Origin of the sequence: Streptomyces sp. NPDC015532, from assembly GCF_043078065.1 — a bacterium.
In the GTDB taxonomy this organism is placed as follows: Bacteria; Actinomycetota; Actinomycetes; order Streptomycetales; family Streptomycetaceae; genus Streptomyces.
The window spans coordinates 255,447-271,935 of the sequence record NZ_JBIBSY010000003.1 but is presented as its reverse complement, the minus strand read 5'-3'; the positions used below and the strand labels follow the sequence as shown (position 1 = coordinate 271,935).

At 70.9% G+C, this 16,489-nt stretch carries 16 protein-coding genes; 9 read left to right on the top strand and 7 right to left on the bottom strand.

The genetic code is table 11. The features are described 5' to 3' along the window. The first annotated feature begins 9 nt into the window (after positions 1-9). The 6 genes from ACF07B_RS12495 to pssA all read left to right on the top strand — a co-directional run bounded on the left by ACF07B_RS12495 (position 10) and on the right by pssA (position 6,420). Complete coding sequence (locus tag ACF07B_RS12495) at positions 10-2,058, top strand: protein meaA (protein WP_392178920.1); 2,049 nt, start codon at positions 10-12, stop codon at positions 2,056-2,058. After that, the gene (locus tag ACF07B_RS12490; RefSeq protein WP_261705052.1) at positions 2,055-3,020 is read left to right on the top strand and encodes a CoA ester lyase; all 966 of its coding nucleotides are present in this window, start codon (positions 2,055-2,057) and stop codon (positions 3,018-3,020) included. The genes ACF07B_RS12495 and ACF07B_RS12490 overlap by 4 nt, the downstream gene beginning before the upstream one ends. 5 nt (positions 3,021-3,025) lie before the next feature. Then, on the top strand, positions 3,026-3,553 hold the full coding sequence (locus ACF07B_RS12485; protein ID WP_261705053.1) for a MaoC family dehydratase: 528 nt from the start codon (positions 3,026-3,028) through the stop codon (positions 3,551-3,553). Between the two features lie 2 nt (positions 3,554-3,555). After that, positions 3,556-4,761 (top strand): acyl-CoA dehydrogenase family protein, encoded by a 1,206-nt coding sequence (locus ACF07B_RS12480; protein ID WP_369483719.1) that lies wholly within the window; start codon positions 3,556-3,558, stop codon positions 4,759-4,761. Positions 4,762-4,931: 170 nt separating this feature from the next. Continuing rightward, positions 4,932-5,579 carry a phosphatidylserine decarboxylase gene (locus ACF07B_RS12475; RefSeq protein WP_329302471.1) on the top strand — a complete coding sequence of 216 codons (648 nt, stop codon included), beginning with the start codon at positions 4,932-4,934 and terminating at the stop codon, positions 5,577-5,579. A gap of 22 nt (positions 5,580-5,601) precedes the next feature. Beyond that, positions 5,602-6,420 (top strand): CDP-diacylglycerol--serine O-phosphatidyltransferase, encoded by an 819-nt coding sequence (gene pssA, locus ACF07B_RS12470; RefSeq protein WP_326790737.1) that lies wholly within the window; start codon positions 5,602-5,604, stop codon positions 6,418-6,420. A 127-nt stretch (positions 6,421-6,547) separates the two neighbouring features. On the opposite strand, the gene ACF07B_RS12465 is transcribed toward pssA, so the two are convergent. From ACF07B_RS12465 to ACF07B_RS12445, 5 genes are all read right to left on the bottom strand, one after another. Then, on the bottom strand, positions 6,548-7,810 hold the full coding sequence (locus ACF07B_RS12465) for an ABC transporter substrate-binding protein (RefSeq protein ID WP_392178919.1): 1,263 nt from the start codon (positions 7,808-7,810) through the stop codon (positions 6,548-6,550). Beyond that, positions 7,807-8,877: a branched-chain amino acid ABC transporter permease gene (locus ACF07B_RS12460; protein WP_392179196.1), complete on the bottom strand. Its 1,071-nt coding sequence runs from the start codon at positions 8,875-8,877 to the stop codon at positions 7,807-7,809. Before ACF07B_RS12460 ends, ACF07B_RS12465 begins: the two co-directional genes overlap by 4 nt. 55 nt (positions 8,878-8,932) lie before the next feature. Next, positions 8,933-9,823: a branched-chain amino acid ABC transporter permease gene (locus tag ACF07B_RS12455; RefSeq protein ID WP_362391981.1), complete on the bottom strand. Its 891-nt coding sequence runs from the start codon at positions 9,821-9,823 to the stop codon at positions 8,933-8,935. Next, the gene (locus tag ACF07B_RS12450; protein ID WP_392179195.1) at positions 9,820-10,605 is read right to left on the bottom strand and encodes an ABC transporter ATP-binding protein; all 786 of its coding nucleotides are present in this window, start codon (positions 10,603-10,605) and stop codon (positions 9,820-9,822) included. Before ACF07B_RS12450 ends, ACF07B_RS12455 begins: the two co-directional genes overlap by 4 nt. A 157-nt stretch (positions 10,606-10,762) precedes the next feature. Next, the gene (locus ACF07B_RS12445) at positions 10,763-11,569 is read right to left on the bottom strand and encodes an ABC transporter ATP-binding protein (RefSeq protein ID WP_369483717.1); all 807 of its coding nucleotides are present in this window, start codon (positions 11,567-11,569) and stop codon (positions 10,763-10,765) included. A gap of 178 nt (positions 11,570-11,747) precedes the next feature. Here ACF07B_RS12445 and ACF07B_RS12440 point away from each other — a divergent pair, with 178 nt between their 5' ends. Beyond that, the gene (locus tag ACF07B_RS12440) at positions 11,748-12,971 is read left to right on the top strand and encodes a PucR family transcriptional regulator (protein WP_392178918.1); all 1,224 of its coding nucleotides are present in this window, start codon (positions 11,748-11,750) and stop codon (positions 12,969-12,971) included. 98 nt (positions 12,972-13,069) lie between these two features. Here the strand turns inward: ACF07B_RS12440 and ACF07B_RS12435 are convergent, their stop codons facing one another. Further along, the gene (locus ACF07B_RS12435) at positions 13,070-14,188 is read right to left on the bottom strand and encodes a glycerate kinase (protein WP_392179194.1); all 1,119 of its coding nucleotides are present in this window, start codon (positions 14,186-14,188) and stop codon (positions 13,070-13,072) included. A 260-nt stretch (positions 14,189-14,448) separates the two neighbouring features. Between ACF07B_RS12435 and ACF07B_RS12430 the strand changes: the two genes are divergently transcribed. Beyond that, a complete protein-coding gene (locus tag ACF07B_RS12430) occupies positions 14,449-15,513 on the top strand; it encodes an ADP-ribosylglycohydrolase family protein (RefSeq protein WP_392178917.1) in 1,065 nt (354 codons plus the stop codon). A 52-nt stretch (positions 15,514-15,565) separates the two neighbouring features. Then, positions 15,566-16,057 (top strand): NUDIX domain-containing protein, encoded by a 492-nt coding sequence (locus ACF07B_RS12425; RefSeq protein ID WP_392178916.1) that lies wholly within the window; start codon positions 15,566-15,568, stop codon positions 16,055-16,057. A gap of 62 nt (positions 16,058-16,119) precedes the next feature. Here the strand turns inward: ACF07B_RS12425 and ACF07B_RS12420 are convergent, their stop codons facing one another. Then, on the bottom strand, positions 16,120-16,401 hold the full coding sequence (locus ACF07B_RS12420; RefSeq protein WP_392178915.1) for an SHOCT domain-containing protein: 282 nt from the start codon (positions 16,399-16,401) through the stop codon (positions 16,120-16,122). Positions 16,402-16,489 lie beyond the last annotated feature (88 nt).

Genomic DNA, 16,489 nt, shown 5'->3' with positions numbered 1-16,489 from the left:
GGTCCAGCCATGACAGAGCGTCAGACAGCCGACGGGCAGAGGGTGAAGGACCGGCCGTGGCTCATGCGGACGTACGCCGGCCACTCCACGGCCGAGGCGTCCAACGAGTTGTACCGGCGTAACCTCGCCAAGGGGCAGACAGGGCTCTCCGTGGCCTTCGACCTGCCGACGCAGACGGGCTACGACCCCGACCACATCCTCGCCCGCGGCGAGGTCGGCCGGGTCGGCGTGCCGGTCTCGCACCTCGGTGACATGCGCCGGCTGTTCCAGGACATCCCCCTGGAACAGATGAACACCTCGATGACGATCAACGCCACCGCCATGTGGCTGCTGGCGCTCTATCAGGTCGTCGCCGAGGAGCAGGGTGTCGACATCACCAAGCTCCAGGGGACGACCCAGAACGACATCGTGAAGGAGTACCTCTCGCGGGGGACGCACGTCTTCCCGCCGGTGCCCTCCCTCCGTCTCACGACGGACATGATCACGTACACCGTCAACCACATCCCCAAGTGGAACCCGATCAACATCTGCAGCTACCACCTGCAGGAGGCGGGCGCCACGCCGGTCCAGGAGATCGCGTACGCGATGTCCACCGCGATCGCCGTCCTGGACGCGGTGTTCGCGTCCGGGCAGATCGCCGAGGACCGCAAGGGCGAGGTCGTGGCCCGTATCTCCTTCTTCGTGAACGCGGGTGTCCGCTTCATCGAGGAGATGTGCAAGATGCGGGCGTTCGGGCGGATCTGGGACAAGATCACGCGCGAGCGGTACGGCATCGAGGACGCCAAGCAGCGGCGCTTCCGGTACGGCGTCCAGGTCAACTCCCTCGGTCTGACCGAGGCGCAGCCGGAGAACAACGTCCAGCGGATCGTGCTGGAGATGCTGGCCGTCACCCTGTCCAAGGACGCCCGCGCGCGTGCCGTCCAGCTGCCCGCCTGGAACGAGGCGCTGGGCCTGCCCCGCCCGTGGGACCAGCAGTGGTCGCTGCGCATCCAGCAGGTGCTGGCGCACGAGAGCGACCTGCTGGAGTACGAGGACATCTTCGAGGGCTCGCACGTCATCGAGGCCAAGGTGACCGAACTCGTCGAGGAGTCGCTGGCCGAGATCGCGCGGATCGAGGAGATGGGCGGCGCGATGGCCGCCGTCGAGTCCGGCTACCTCAAGTCGCAGCTCGTCTCCTCGCACGCCGAGCGCCGGGGCCGTATCGAGGGCGGCACCGACAAGATCGTCGGCGTCAACGTCTTCCAGTCGACCGAGCCGAACCCCCTCACGGCCGACCTGGACGCGGCGATCATGACGGTCGATCCCGCGGTCGAGGCCCGGGTGATCTCCGCGCTGGGGACCTGGCGCGACACGCGCTACCAGCCGCCCTTCAACCACCCGCGCCCGTGCAAGGCGCTGGAGCGGCTGAAGGAGGCCGCGAAGGGCACCGACAACCTCATGGAGGCCACCCTGGAGTGCGCCCGCGCCGGTGTCACCACCGGCGAGTGGGCCGGGGCCCTGCGCGAGGTGTTCGGCGAGTTCCGTGCCCCGACCGGTGTCTCGTCGGCGCCCGTCGCGGTCACCGCCGAGGAGGGCACCGCCCTCGCCCTGGTGCGCCGCAAGGTGGAGCTGACCGCCAAGGACCTCGGCGCCGGCAACCTCCGGTTCCTGGTGGGCAAGCCGGGCCTGGACGGACACTCCAACGGCGCCGAGCAGATCGCCGTGCGGGCCCGCGACGCCGGCTTCGAGGTGGTCTATCAGGGCATCAGGCTCACCCCGGAGCAGATCGTGGACGCGGCCGTGGCCGAGGACGTGCACGCCGTCGGCCTGTCCATCCTGTCCGGCTCGCACGCCCAGCTGGTGCCGGACGTCCTGGAGAAGATGCGCACGGCCGGCGCGGGCGACATTCCGGTGATCGCGGGCGGGATCATCCCGAACGCGGACGCCGAACAGCTGCGGGCCGCGGGAGTGGCCGCGGTCTTCACACCGAAGGACTTCGACATCACCGGAATCATCGGCCGTATCGTCGACGAGATCCGGAAAGCGAACAAGCTCGACCCCCTGGAGGTCCCCGCATGACCACGCCCGTCAACCGTCTGCGTCCGCGACGTTCCTGCCTGGCGGTGCCGGGCAGCAACCCCCGCTTCCTGGAGAAGGCCCAGGGGCTCCCCGCGGACCAGGTCTTCCTCGACCTGGAGGACGCGTGCGCGCCGCTGGCCAAGCCCGACGCCCGGCACACCATCGTCAAGTTCCTCAACGAGGGTGACTGGACCGGCAAGACGCGGGTCGTGCGCGTCAACGACTGGACCACCGAGTGGACGTACCGCGATGTCGTCACGGTCGTCGAGGGCGCGGGCCAGAACCTCGACTGCATCATGCTGCCGAAGGTGCAGACGGCCGAGCAGGTCGTAGCGCTCGACCTGCTGCTGACGCAGATCGAGAAGACGATGGGCTTCGAGGTCGGCAAGATCGGCATCGAGGCGCAGATCGAGAACGCCCAGGGCCTGAACAACGTCAACGAGATCGCCACGGCCTCGCAGCGCGTGGAGACGATCATCTTCGGCCCGGCCGACTTCATGGCGTCGATCAACATGAAGTCGCTGGTCGTGGGTGAGCAGCCGCCCGGCTACCCGGCGGACGCCTACCACTACATCCTGATGAAGATCCTGATGGCCGCGCGCGCCAACAACCTCCAGGCGATCGACGGCCCCTACCTCCAGATCCGCAACATCGACGGCTACCGCGCGGTCGCCCAGCGCGCCGCCGCCCTCGGCTTCGACGGCAAGTGGGTGCTGCACCCGGGTCAGGTGGAGGCCTCGAACGAGATCTTCTCCCCCTCGCAGGAGGACTTCGACCACGCCGAGCTGATCCTGGACGCGTACGACTACTACACGTCCGAGGCGGGCGGCAAGAAGGGCTCCGCGATGCTCGGCGACGAGATGATCGACGAGGCCAGCCGCAAGATGGCGCTCGTCATCTCGGGCAAGGGCCGGGCCGCCGGCATGCAGCGCACCACCTCGTTCGAAGCCCCGGAGGCCTGAGCACCATGCAGTTCGGACGCACCTACGAAGAGTTCGAGGTCGGGGCGGTCTACAAGCACTGGCCCGGAAAAACGGTCACGGAATACGACGACCACCTCTTCTGTCTGCTGACCATGAACCACCACCCGCTCCACATGGACAGCAACTACGCGGAGAAGACGACCGATTTCGGCAAGAACGTCGTCGTCGGGAACTACATCTACTCGCTGCTGCTGGGCATGTCCGTGCCGGACGTCTCGGGCAAGGCGATCGCCAACCTGGAGGTCGAGTCGCTCAAGCACGTGGCGCCGACCTTCCACGGCGACACGATCTACGGCGAGACCACGGTCCTCGACAAGACGCCCTCCCGGTCCAAGTCGGACCGCGGGATCGTCTACGTGGAGACCAAGGGCTACAAGCAGGACGGCACGCTGGTCTGCGTGTTCCGCCGCAAGGTGATGGTCCCCACCGAGACGTACATCAAGGAGCGCGGCGGCGAGCAGCCCGGCCGGCCCGAACTCACCGCCCCGGCGGAGAAGAAGACGGAGAAGTAGTCATGGCGCGACTCGCCCAGACCGCCGGTCTGACCGATGTCCAGCGGGAGATCCTCTCCACGGTCCGCGATTTCGTGGACAAGGAGATCATCCCGGTCGCCACCGAGCTGGAGCACCGCGACGAGTACCCGCAGGCGATCGTCGACGGCCTCAAGGAGCTGGGCCTCTTCGGGCTGATGATCCCCGAGGAGTACGGCGGCCTCGGCGAGTCCCTCCTCACGTACGCGCTGTGCGTCGAGGAGATCGCCCGCGGCTGGATGTCGGTCTCCGGCATCATCAACACCCACTTCATCGTGGCGTACATGCTCAAGCAGCACGGCACGCAGGAACAGAAGGACTACTTCCTGCCCCGCATGGCGCTCGGCGAGGTGCGCGGCGCCTTCTCGATGTCGGAGCCGGCGCTCGGCTCCGATGTGTCGGCGATCACATCCAAGGCGGTCAAGGACGGCGACGAGTACGTCCTGAACGGCCAGAAGATGTGGCTGACGAACGGCGGAACGTCGACTCTGGTGGCCGTTCTCGTCCGAAGTGACGAAGGACACCCCGAGGGCACGGCGCCCCACAAGTCGATGACGACCTTCCTCGTGGAGAAGGAGCCCGGCTTCGGAGAGGTCCGTCCCGGTCTCACCATCCCCGGGAAGATCGACAAGATGGGTTACAAGGGGGTCGACACCACCGAACTCATCATGGACGGACTGCGCATTCCGGCCAATCGGGTCCTCGGCGGCACCACCGGCCGAGGGTTTTACCAAATGATGGACGGAGTCGAGGTCGGCCGCGTCAATGTCGCGGCCCGTGGCTGCGGCGTGGCACACCGTGCATTTGAGCTCGGTGTCTCATATGCCCAGCAACGTCACACTTTCGGCAAGGCCATCGCGCAGCACCAGGCGATCCAGTTCAAGTTGGCCGAGATGGCTACCAAGGTCGAGGCCGCCCATGCAATGATGGTGAACGCGGCTCGCAAAAAGGACTCCGGGGAACGAAACGACCTCGAAGCAGGGATGGCGAAGTACCTCGCCTCCGAGTACTGCAAAGAGGTCGTGGAAGACGCGTTCCGGATCCACGGCGGCTACGGCTTCTCCAAGGAGTACGAGATCGAGCGCCTCTACCGTGAGGCGCCGATGCTGCTGATCGGCGAAGGTACCGCCGAGATCCAGAAAATGATCATCGGGCGCCGACTGCTCGAAGAGTATCGACTCCAGGGCTAGATGTCCGGGTTCGGGGTGTTTTCTTCGCGAAGAAGGTCACACCCCGTCAGCTCTCTTCAGCCGTCGACTCCGCAACTTGGCTTGCCCAGTTGCGGTCTGCGACCGGTACGATCGCGTGAAAGCCGCCGTCCCCCGTTCGAGCGCGGCATCATCCGCTACGAAGGTCATCCATGCCCCACAGCCAAACCTCTGCACCTCGCGGCCGGGTCCGCCTCGCGCGCGGAGCATCGCCGTGGCTTCTCCCGACCGTTGCCACCGCAGCACTCAGCCTGGCCCGTTCGCGCCGTTCCGGCGCGGCCAAGGCCGTGGCCGTACCCGCCACCGCGCTCGCGGCCGGGATGCTGTGGTTCTTCCGCGACCCCGAGCGTGAGATCACGCAGGGCCGGGTCATCTCGCCCGCCGACGGAGTGGTGCAGAGCATCATGCCGTGGAAGGACGGGCGTACCCGCGTCGCGATCTTCATGAGCCCGCTCAACGTCCACGTCAACCGCGCGCCTCTCTCCGGCACGGTGACCTCGGTCGAGCACATCCCCGGTGGGTTCGTTCCGGCGTTCAACAAGGAGAGCGAGAACAACGAGCGCGTCGTCTGGCACTTCGACACCGAGCTCGGTGACATCGAGATGATCCAGATCGCCGGAGCCGTCGCCCGTCGCATCGTGCCCTACATCCCGCAGGGGACGAAGGTCGAGCAGGGTGAGCGGATCGGTCTGATCCGCTTCGGCTCACGCGTGGACATCTACCTCCCCGAGGGTGTCGAGGTCGACGTGGAGGTCGGTCAGAAGACCGTGGCTGGGGTGACTCGAATTGACCGTGATTGATCCCGAGACACAGGCCGGCTGGGTGCCGGAGGCCGATGAGGTGGACGACGAGGAGGAGATGCCTCTCTCCCTCCGCCTCTCGATAGCGGACACGCTCACGCTGGGCAACGCGACCTGCGGCTTCATGGCGGTGTACTACACCACCACCGGCATCCTGATCCCGCACCTCACGGGCAGCGACGAGTCGGGCATGGCCCGTCACTCCGCCGCGACGGCCGTGATCCTCATGCTCTGCGCCGCGGTCTTCGACCTGTTCGACGGCCTGGTGGCCCGCAAGCTGCGCTCCTCCCCCATGGGCGCCGAGCTGGACAACCTGTCCGACCTGATCAGCTTCGGTCTCGCACCGGCGTACTTCGTGCTGGTCTACGGCATGGTCGCGGACGACGCCTACCAGAAGGTGGCGGCGGTCGGAGCGATCGTGGTGCTCCTGGCCGTGGTGCTGAGGCTCGCGAGATTCTCCTGCGTCACGGTGAAGGACGGCACGTTCCAGGGCATGCCGAGCCCGTTCGGCGCGCTCACGGTGGTCTCGATCATCCTGCTGGAGCTGCCCTTCGTCGCCACGCTCATGGCGATCATGGGCACCGCGTGGCTGATGGTGAGCCGGGTCGAGTACCCCAAGCCGCGTGGCCGCCTCGCGGTGGCGATGCTCTCCTGGATCGTGCTCTCGATGGCGCTCCTGGCGGCCTGGGCGTTCGACGCCCCCGGCGGCCAGCTGCTCCTCCAGACCGGCTGCGCGCTCCAGCTGGTCATGGGCGCGGTGATCCCGCTGTTCGCCACGGCCCGCCGGGTGAACAACTTCCGGGGCAACCGACGTGAGGCACGAGCCGCACAGCTCCCGTAACACCCCGTACGACACGGAAGGGCCCCGAACCACACGGTTCGGGGCCCTTCTGCTGTGCTCGTCCACCGCGCTCCCGTGCGCCCCCGGGCGGGGGCGCGGTGGGTCACGCGCCGGGCGCGCGCCGGGGTCAGGCGCTGGGCGTGTACCCCTGGGCGACGGACGAGGCCTCCGCCTCACGGACGACCTTCATCCCGCCCACGGCGTTCTTGTCCGGCTGGAGGATGACGCTCTCCTTCGACGACGCCGACTTCGGGTCGGTGAAGTCCTGCGGGACGCCGAACCCCGTGTCGAGGGCCTTGATGGTCAGCAGGGCCTTGTCGACGCCCTCACGGGTGAGGTCCTTGGCCGCGCAGGCCTTCTTCAGTGCCTCGCCGAACGCCGTGGCGGCCGTCCAGCCGGCCACCACCCCGTTGTCCAGGGAGTCCTTCGGATAGGCGGCCTTGTAGTCGGCGACCAGCTTCTTCGCCTTCGGGGTGTCCGCCCCGATCGGCAGCGAGGGGTTCGCGACGTAGTAGTTCGCCTCCAGCGCCGGGGCCGCCGCGGTGGCCAGGAGCTGCGGGGCGAACGCCGAGTTGTTGCCGATCACCGGCACGTCGAACTTGACGGCCGCCGCGACCCCGACGAGCGAGGCCGCCTGCCGCGGGCCCGCGCTGATCACGACGGCCTTCACCCCGGCCTTCTTCAGCGCGACGACCTGGCCGGTCATGTCGTTGTCCGTGGGTTTGATCTTCTGCTCGACGACCTTGAGTCCCGCCTGCTCGGCCATGTAGCGGGAGCCCGTCAGGGCGTTCTCTCCGTAGTCGCCCTCGAAGTACACATGGCCGATGCTGTCGCCCTTCTTCAGGCCCTTCTCCTTCATCAGGAAGTCGATGGCGTTGATCGTCTCGATGTCGTACGTGGCGCCGATGGGCCGGATGTACGGGCTGCCCAGCAGCGTGGCCGACCAGGCCTGCGGCAGGACCAGGGCCTTGTCCTGGCCGTCGATGCGCTGTTTGACGGCCGCGACGAACGGCGAGCCGATGAACTGGGTGAAGCCCAGCACCTTCGGTGCCAGCTCCGTGTAGCCGGAGACGGCCTTCTGCGGGTCGTAGCCGTGGTCGCGGACCGTCAGCGCCAGCTTGTAGCCGCAGACGCCGCCGGCGGCGTTGGTCTGCTTCACATAGAGCTGCTGCGCCTGGGTGACGCTCTTGCCGAGCGTCGCGTAGACACCGCTCATGTCGGTGAGCACTCCGAGACTGATCGTCTTCCCGGAGATCCCCTCGCCGGTCTTCACCCCGCCGGCGGCGCCCTTGTCGCCGTCGTCGTCCTTGGCCTTGGAGCTGCATCCGGCCAGCACGAGCAGGGCGGCCAGCGCCCCCGCGGCCAGCCTCGCGGTGTGTGTCGTTCTCATTGTTCCTCCCCTGGAGTGGCCCCGGGACGGGGCGTGACGCGAAGCCGGGCGGCCACCCTGACCAGACCGCCCGGAAGAAAGAGCACGACCGCCACGACAGCGGCGCCGTACAGGTACCGGGCCGCCTCACCCGGCGCGATCCCGCCCGTGCCCGGGTCGGAGACCAGGGGAAGGGTGTCGCTGTAGCGGGTCAGCAGCTGGGGCAGCAGCGAGACGAACACGGCCCCGGCCACCGCCCCGGAGACCGAGCCGAGCCCGCCGATGACGATCATGGCGAGGTAGTCGAGCGAGAGAGTGATCCCGAAGTAGTCGGGCACCGTGCGCTGGAAGACCAGGGCGAGCAGCACCCCGGCCAGGCCCGCGTACATCGAGGACAGGACGAAGACGCCGGCGCGGTACCGGGCGACCGGCACGCCGATCACCCCGGCCGCGATCCGGTGGTCGCGGATCGCGTTCATCGCCCGGCCGGGCCGGCCGCGCAGCACCCCGCGGGCGAACAGCCCGCAGCCGAGGAGCATCAGCAGACCCACGTACCAGAGCTTCTCGGCCGAGCCGAAGGGCACGTTCGCGACGACCAGCTCGCGGTCGTCGAAGGTGAGCCCGAAGAGGCTGAGCGGCGGTACGTCGCGGCCGTTGAAGCCGCCCGTCAGATCCCGGGCGTTGAACAGGACGTGCTGTCCGATGAAGATCAGGGCGAGCGTGGCGATGCCGAGGTAGGCGCCGCGCAGCCGTCCCGCGATCGGGCTGAACAGGCCCCCGGCGATCCCGGGGACGGCCACGGCGAGCACGGCCGCGAGCCAGGCGGGCAGTCCGAGCCCGGTCAGCCCGTCACCCCCGTCGGCGGCGAACACGCAGTACCCGTAGGCGCCGACCGCGAGGAAGAAGGCGTGCCCCATGGAGAGCTGTCCGGTCGCGCCGGTCAGGAGGTTCAGGCCGATGGCGCCGATCGCGGCGGCCATGGCGAACAGTCCGGCCTGGAGCCAGAAGCGGTCGACGTAGAAGGGCAGCGCGAGCAGCAGGACGGCGCCGGCCGTCCCGGCGGCGGTCCGGGCCGCCGGGAACCGGATAGCGCGCCGGCGGGCGGTGCGGGGCGCGCTGCCCGTCTCGTCGTGGGTGAGGACCTCAGACACGGGCGAGCTCCTTCGTGCCGAACAGCCCGGCGGGCCGGATGAGCAGGATCGCGACCATGACCACGTAGGGCGCGAGGTCGCCGAGGCCGCGCCCGAGGAAGGTGAGGTCGCTCTGGTAGCCGGTGGCCAGGGACTCGGTGACACCGACGAGGAGTCCGCCGACCAGCGCGCCGGTCGTCGAGTCGAGGCCGCCGAGGATCGCCGCGGGGAAGGCCTTGAGCGCGGCGAGCGAGGTGGCGCGTTCCAGCCCGGGTGTGGGGAAGACGGTCAGGAAGAGCGCGGCGACGGCCGCGAGGCCGCCGGCCACCGCCCAGGCCCCCAGCGACACCCGGCCGAGCCGGACGCCCATCAGGGCGGCGGTCTCCGGGCTCTCGGCGGTGGCGCGCATCGCCACGCCCCAGGAGGTGTACCGGAAGGCCAGCAGGAAGACCGTGATGAGCAGCGCCGCCGCGACGAACGCCGCGATCCGGGTGTGGGCGATGGAGACCGGCCCGACGGTGAGGACGGCGTTGCCCCAGGGGTCGCCCAGCGCCAGGACGTCGGTGCCGATACGGCGGGTCAGCTCGGTGGTGAGCAGGATGTCGACGCCGATGGTGACGATGGCGAGGACGCTCTGGTCGGAGCCCCGGTAGCGGCGCATCACCAGGAACTCCACGGCGGCGCCCACCAGCGCGGCGCCGGCGACCCCGGCGAGCAGCGCGGGCCAGAAGCCGATGTCGTCGTGGAGGGTGGCGGTGACGTAGCCGCCCGCCAGCAGCAGGGAGGCGTGCGCGAAGTTCACGACCTCGGTGGCCCGGAAGATGACGACGAAACCCAGGGCGATGAGGGCGTAGACGGAGCCCATGGACAGGCCGTTGAGCAGGAGTTCGACGAAGGTGCTCATGACGCGGTCTCCTCTGGGTCGGCGCGCTCGCCCAGATAGGCGCGTACCACCGCCGGATCGTTCTGTACGTCCGCGGGGGCGCCGTCGGCGATCCGGCGCCCGAAGTCGAGTACGGTCACCGCGTCCGCGAGCCGCATCACCACCCCCATGTCGTGTTCCACGAGCACGATCGAGATGCCGAGGCTGTCGCGGATCCCCGCGACGACCGCGGCGGTACGGCGCCGTTCGTCGGCGGTCATGCCGGCGACGGGTTCGTCCAGGAGCAGCACCCGGGGCTCCATGCACAGGGCGCGGGCGAGCTCGGCGAGCTTCTGCTGTCCGTACGGGAGCGAACCGGCGGGCCGGCCGAGCTGCCGCCCGAGGCCCACGAACGCGGCGATCTCGCGGACGCGTTCGCGGTGGCGCCGGTCCTCGCGGGCCGCCGAGGGCAGCCGCAGTCCGGCGGCGAGGAATCCGGCGCGGGTCAGCCGGTGCCGGCCGAGCAGCAGGCAGTCCTCGACCGTGGCGTGCGGGGGCAGGGCGAGGTTCTGGAAGATCCGGGCCACCCCGAGCCCGGCGATCCGGTGGGGCGCCAGGCCGGTGAGCTCGTGCTCCCCGAGGCGGACGCTTCCGGCGGCCGGCCGGTACACCCCGGACAGCACGTTGAAGCAGGTGGACTTCCCGGCCCCGTTCGGACCGATGAGGGCGTGCACGGTGCCCGGCCGCACGGTGAAGCTCACCGCGTCGAGCGCGGTCAGCCCGGCGAAGCGGACGGTCACGTCCCGGACGTCCAGCGACGGGATGCCGGAGGGCACCGTCTCCGGAGCGGCCGTGCGGGCCGGCGCGGTCGCCGGAGCGGCCGTGCGGGCCGGCGCGGTCGCCGGAGCGGCCGTGCGGGCCGGCGCGGTCGCCGGAGCGGCCGTGCGGGCCGGAGCGTTGTCGCGTTCTTCCATGGTGGGTTCACCCCTTCCAGCGGGTCAGGGACGGAAGGCCGTCGGGCGTGGCCGCGCCGTCGGAGGCGGCGTCCTCGTCGACCACCCCGAGATAGCGGCGGCGCACCTCGTCGGAGGCGGCGAGTTCGTCCGCGGGACCGGACAGGGTGACCTCGCCGACCTCCAGGACGTAGGCATGGGACGCCAGGCGCAGGGCCAGGGCGGCGTTCTGTTCGACGAGCAGGACGGAGGTGCCCTGTTCGTTGATCTCCCGCACGGTGTCGGCGATCCGCGCGGCCATCAGAGGAGCGAGCCCGAGGGAGGGCTCGTCGAGCAGCAGCACGCGGGGAGCGCCCATGAGCGCCCGGCCGACCGCGAGCATCTGCTGCTCCCCGCCGGACAGCAGCCCCGCCCGCTGCCCGGCGCGGTCGGCGAGGACGGGGAACAGTTCGTGCACCCGCCGCAGGGCGCGTGCCCGGTCCACACGGCCGCCGGTGCCGCCGAGGGCTCCGGCGCGCAGATTGTCCGCGACCGTCATCCGGCTGAACACCCGCCGCCCTTCCGGGACCTGGGACACCCCGGCGGCCACCACCCGGTCCGGCGGCAGCCGGTCCAGCGGTCGTCCGCCGAGCGTGACCGTGCCGCCGGTGACCGCTCCCCCGTGGAAGGAGAGGGTCCGGCACACCGCCCGCAGCAGCGTCGACTTGCCCGCGCCGTTGCCGCCGAGGACCGTCACCACGGCTGCCTCGGGCACCTCCAGCGACACGTGACGCAGTGCGCGTACGGGGCCGTATCCGACCGACAGTTCCCGCACGAGCAGAGCGGAACCGCCCATGGCATCTCCCTTGTCCTCGCTGTGTGGCGCTCACCTCAGCACCGGCGGACACCCCCGTCCACGGGCTGCGGCCGAAACGCGGCGGGAGCCCACCGGTGGCGCCCGCCCGTTGTGCACGCGCACAACACCGCGTGTCAGGGGCCTGTGCGACCCCGTGTTCCGGTGGCATCCTCCGGCCATGGGAGGGCGCAGACCGCGGACCGGTCATGACTGGAAGCTGCTCGCGGAGTCGTGTACGGCTCTGCTGGAACGGCTGCCCGAGCTCGTCGACGAGCACATCAGGCAGCTCACCGAGTACTCCCCCGTCTACGGACGGGTGCTGCCGCACGACCAGCAGTGGCGGGAGGCGGAGACCGCGATGCGCATCGGCATCAAGGCGATCTCCGCGCCGCGGGACTCACCACGCCGCGATCTGGAGCACGCCGAGGAGGCGGGGCGGCGGCGGGCCCACCAGGGGCTGCCGCTCGAACTCCTCGTGCACGCCTACCGCGCCGCGGGCTATCTGGTGTGGGACGCGCTGATGGAGAGCGCGGCGAGCCGTGAGCCCGAGCGGCTCGCGGTGCTCAGCAGGTGCGCCACGATGGTGTGGTCGGCCGTGGACGCGCAGGCCACGACCGCGTCGGAGTCCTACCTCGCCACGGAACGGGAGTTACGGCGGCGCACGGACGAGCAGTTGCAGGCCCTGCTCGACGCGCTGCTTGAGGGTCAGGAGGCGCCGGGGCTCGCGGCCCGGGCGGCGGCCGGACTCGACCTGCCCGAGCACGGACCGTACGCCGTCGTCGTGCTGCGGACGGAGCGTCACGACGGACGGGACGTCTGCGTCCGGCCGGTGCTGGGCGCCGGGCTGCGGTTCATCTGGCGGATGCGGGCCGACTGCGAGATCGCGGTGGTGGCGCTGGACGCCGGACAGGGGCTGGACGGGGTGGCCCGGCTGCTGGACGGACGGCGTTCGGGTCCCGGCGGCATCAGTCCCGTGGTCTCGGGACTGGGCGAGCTGGGGCGCGCCCGGCGGTGGGCCGAACTGGCGCTGCGCACCTGTCCGCCGGACGCGACCGGTGTCGTACGCCTGGATCAGCGGATGCCGACGGCGCTCGTCGTGAGCCAGCCGGAGCTGGCGGCCCGGCTGGTGTCCGACGTGTTCGGCGCTCTGCTCGAACTCGAACCCGGGGACCGGGCCGTGCTGATCGAGACGCTGGACATGTGGCTGGCCTGCGAGGGTTCCGCCGGACGCGCGGCCGGACGTCTGTACTGCCACCGGAACACCGTGTTCAACCGCCTGCGCCGGCTGGAGCAGCTCACCTCCCGCTCACTGGCCCGCCCCCGCGACCTGATCGAGATGACTCTGGCCCTGGACGCCTACCGGCTGGCGGGCGCCACGGCGGTCACGGGGCCGGGACGGTGAGAGGACACCGGCCCACGACGGCGCGTGCGGCGGGCCGCCCCGGGCCGGGGGAGCGATGAACCACCCCCGGGCCGCGGGAGGGACGAACCCCTCGGACCTCAGACCAGGAAGTCCCTGGCGATGTTCTCCGCCACCCGTTCCAGGATCGGTCCGGCGTCGGAGATGCACCGGGCGATGTCGGGTTCGGCCTCGGTGAGGGGATACGCCCTGCGGATGCCGGCCCTGCCGAGCGCCTCGGGCGGGAGCGCGAGGCGGCCGCAGACCGCGACGACCTCCTTGCCCCCCGCTCGGGCGGCCGCCGCGACCCCGGCGGGCGCCTTGCCGTGCAGGGTCTGCTCGTCCAGCGACCCCTCACCGGTGATCACCAGCGTGGCGCGCTCCAGCGCGGGCGCGAAGCCGAGCACGTCGAGCATCACCTCGATGCCGGGCCGGAAGCGTGCGCCCAGGACCAGGGCCCCGTAGCCGACACCGCCCGCGGCACCGGCGCCGGGCGCGGTGGCGTACCCGGCGGCCTTCGGTCCGATCTCCTTCTCCAGGACGCCGGCGAAATGGGCGAGGGCGCTGTCCAGCACCGCCACGTCGTCGGGACCGGCGCCCTTCTGGGGTCCGTAGACGGCGGGCGCGCCCGCCGGGCCGGTCAGCGGGTTGTCCACGTCGCTGGCGAGCACGAGGTCGACCGAGGCGAGCCGGTCGTCGAGACCCGACAGATCGGCGCTCTGGACAGCGCCCAGCGCGGCGCCTCCGGGAGCCACCGGCTCGCCCTCGGCGTCGAGGAACCGCGCGCCGAGCGCGGAGAGCATGCCCGCCCCTCCGTCGGTGGTCGCGCTGCCGCCCACGCCGAAGACGACGGTGTCGGCACCGGCGTCCAGCGCGGCGCGCAGCAGTTCCCCGGTGCCGTACGTCGAGGACGAGAGCGGCGCGAGGACGCCCGCGGGCAGCCGCTGGAGCCCGCTCGCCTCGGCCATCTCGACGACCGCCGTCCGCCCGCGCAGCGCGAACGCGGCCGTCACCTCGTGGCCCAGCGGTCCGGCGACCCGCACCTCGCGGCGCTCGAATCCGGCCGCGACCGCCGCGTCGACGGTGCCGTCGCCGCCGTCGGCCACGGGCAGCGACTCGATCTCGGCGTGCGGCGCGACCCTGCGCAGCCCGGCGGTCACCCGCTCCGCGACCTGTACGGCCGTCAGCGATCCCTTGAACTTGTCCGCCGCGATGAGCACACGCGGGGTCCGATCCACAGCAGCGTCCGCCACCTTGCATTCCCCTTGCTTCCGGGCCTTGCACACGTCAAGGCAGTCGCGCCGCTGCGACCATAACCGGAGCGGGCCCCCGCCGTCATGCCCCTGCCCAGCCCCCGGGACCGGTGCGAACCGGCGGCCGCCGATCCGTCCGGCGCGGGCGTCGGCGGGCCGGCCGCGCCCGGGGCACCCGATTCTCTCCCCGGCGAGCACGCCCGCCCGGAATTGGGTAGACCGGAGCCATGACCCCTGTGGGCACCGACTTCGCCGACCGCGTCCTCGGGGGCTGGGTCGGCCGGATCGCGGGCAACATGCTCGGAAAGCCGGTCGAGCAGGGCGACCACTGGACGCGGGACCGCATCGACCGCTATCTGCGGCAGGCCGCCGCCCTGCCCCTGACCGACTACCTCCCCGGGCCCGCCGACGACGACGGGGGCGAGTTCGAGCTGCGGCCCGAGTGGCGCGACTGTGTGCGCGGCCGTATCCACGGCAGCTGCCGTGACGACGACGTGGACTACGCGATCCTCGGACTCGACCTGCTGGAGACACACGGCTTCTCGTTCAGCACCGAGCAGGTCGGTGACCTGTGGTTGACGCGGCTTCCCTATCTCCAGACGTTCACGGCGGAGCGCGCCGCCTACCGCAATCTGGCCAGGGGGCTGAAACCGCCGGTGACGGCGACGTACGAGAACCCGTACCAGGAATGGATCGGGGCGCTGATCCGCGCCGACGTCTACGGCTGGACGTCCCCGGGGCAGCCGCAGCGCGCGGCCTCCCTGGCCCGCCGCGACGCCGTGCTGTCCCACACCGGCAACGGCGTGTACGGCGCGATGTGGGCGGCGGCGCTGATCTCCGCGGCGTTCACCGCCCCCTCCGTCCGGGACGCGCTGGACACGGCGCTCACCGTGATCCCCGCGAGCAGCCGGCTGTCGCGCGTCGTGCGCCGGGTGCTCGCGCTGCACGAGACCGGGATGACCTGGGAGGACACGCTCACCGCGGTGTCCGAGGAGACCGCCGGGATGGGCTGGATCCACACGGTCCCGAACGCGGCGGTGCTCACCGCCGGGCTGCTGTACGGCGACGGGGACTTCACCCGCACCATCACGCTGACGGTCCGCGGCGGCCTGGACACCGACTCGAACGGCGCGACCGCGGGCTCCGTCGCGGGCGTCCTGTGCGGTGCGCGGGCGATTCCCCCGCAGTGGAAGGACCCGCTGGAGGACACCGTCCGCAGCGCGGTGTTCGGCTTCGACGGGGTACGGATCAGCGAGCTCGCGTCGCGCACGGTCGCGCTGGTCGAGGCCTGAGCGCCGGGCCGCTGCCCGGGGCCACGCGGGTCTTCTCGCTACCCTCCATGGGGTGACCACTTCGGACTTCGCCGCATATATCGCCGGCCTGCCCCGTGTACTCGTCGGGGCCGCCACCCTCCTCCGCGACGCCGACGGGCGCGTACTGATCGTCGAACCGAACTACCGCGAGGGCTGGACGCTTCCGGGCGGAACGGTGGAGTCGGACGACGGCGAGAGCCCGCGGCAGGGCGCGCGCCGCGAGACGGCCGAGGAGATCGGCCTCGACGTGGAGATCGGACGGCTGCTGGCGGTCGACTGGGTCCTCGGGCCGGAGCGCCCGCCGGTGGTGGCCTATCTGTACGACGGCGGGGTGCTCGGCGAGCGGGAGCTCAAGGCGATCCGGCTCCAGGAGGAGGAACTGCTGTCCTGGCGGCTGGTGCCGCGCGAGGAGGTGACCGCCCACATGTCGGGTGCCTCGGGCCGTCGCGTCCTCGCCGCACTCGACGTCCTGGCGGAGGGCTCGGGCACGGCGGAACTGGAGAACGGCCACCGGGTGGGCTGAGCGGGAGTCGGCCCCGCACCCGGCGGCCGAGCCCTCGGCCGCCGGGTGCGGAAGGAGGCGGGTCAGCCGAGGATCCGGGCCTTCTGCGCATCGAACTCGGCTTCGGTGAGCACGCCCTGGGCCTTGAGGTCCCCGAGCTGCTTGAGCTGATCGATCTTGCTGGTCATCTCGTCGGCCGGCGCGGCGGGCGGAGGCGGGGGCGGGGGCGGCTGCTCCTGATACTGCTGCTGGGCTTCCTGCTGCGCCCATCGCCCCTGCTGACGACGGGACACACGGTTCGAGACGGCGGTGGCCGTACCGGCCACCACGGCGGTGCGGGCGACCCCGCGGAGGAGACCTGGCACGGTGGTTTCCTTTCCGGCACGAGACATACGGAACGAGCCCGAAAGGGATTCGATCCGCTGAGTGCGCCGAATTCGTCCCGGCGCATCG

What these genes read in the sequence shown, in the direction of transcription:
- ACF07B_RS12485 (WP_261705053.1), top strand. Translation starts at nt 3,026, where the DNA reads ATGCAGTTCGGACGCACCTACGAAGAGTTCGAGGTCGGGGCGGTCTAC.
- ACF07B_RS12445 (WP_369483717.1), bottom strand. Translation starts at nt 11,569, where the DNA reads ATGGGCGGTTCCGCTCTGCTCGTGCGGGAACTGTCGGTCGGATACGGC.
- ACF07B_RS12440 (WP_392178918.1), top strand. Translation starts at nt 11,748, where the DNA reads ATGGGAGGGCGCAGACCGCGGACCGGTCATGACTGGAAGCTGCTCGCG.
- ACF07B_RS12490 (WP_261705052.1), top strand. Translation starts at nt 2,055, where the DNA reads ATGACCACGCCCGTCAACCGTCTGCGTCCGCGACGTTCCTGCCTGGCG.
- ACF07B_RS12465 (WP_392178919.1), bottom strand. Translation starts at nt 7,810, where the DNA reads ATGAGAACGACACACACCGCGAGGCTGGCCGCGGGGGCGCTGGCCGCC.
- ACF07B_RS12430 (WP_392178917.1), top strand. Translation starts at nt 14,449, where the DNA reads ATGACCCCTGTGGGCACCGACTTCGCCGACCGCGTCCTCGGGGGCTGG.
- ACF07B_RS12495 (WP_392178920.1), top strand. Translation starts at nt 10, where the DNA reads ATGACAGAGCGTCAGACAGCCGACGGGCAGAGGGTGAAGGACCGGCCG.
- ACF07B_RS12475 (WP_329302471.1), top strand. Translation starts at nt 4,932, where the DNA reads ATGCCCCACAGCCAAACCTCTGCACCTCGCGGCCGGGTCCGCCTCGCG.
- ACF07B_RS12480 (WP_369483719.1), top strand. Translation starts at nt 3,556, where the DNA reads ATGGCGCGACTCGCCCAGACCGCCGGTCTGACCGATGTCCAGCGGGAG.
- ACF07B_RS12455 (WP_362391981.1), bottom strand. Translation starts at nt 9,823, where the DNA reads ATGAGCACCTTCGTCGAACTCCTGCTCAACGGCCTGTCCATGGGCTCC.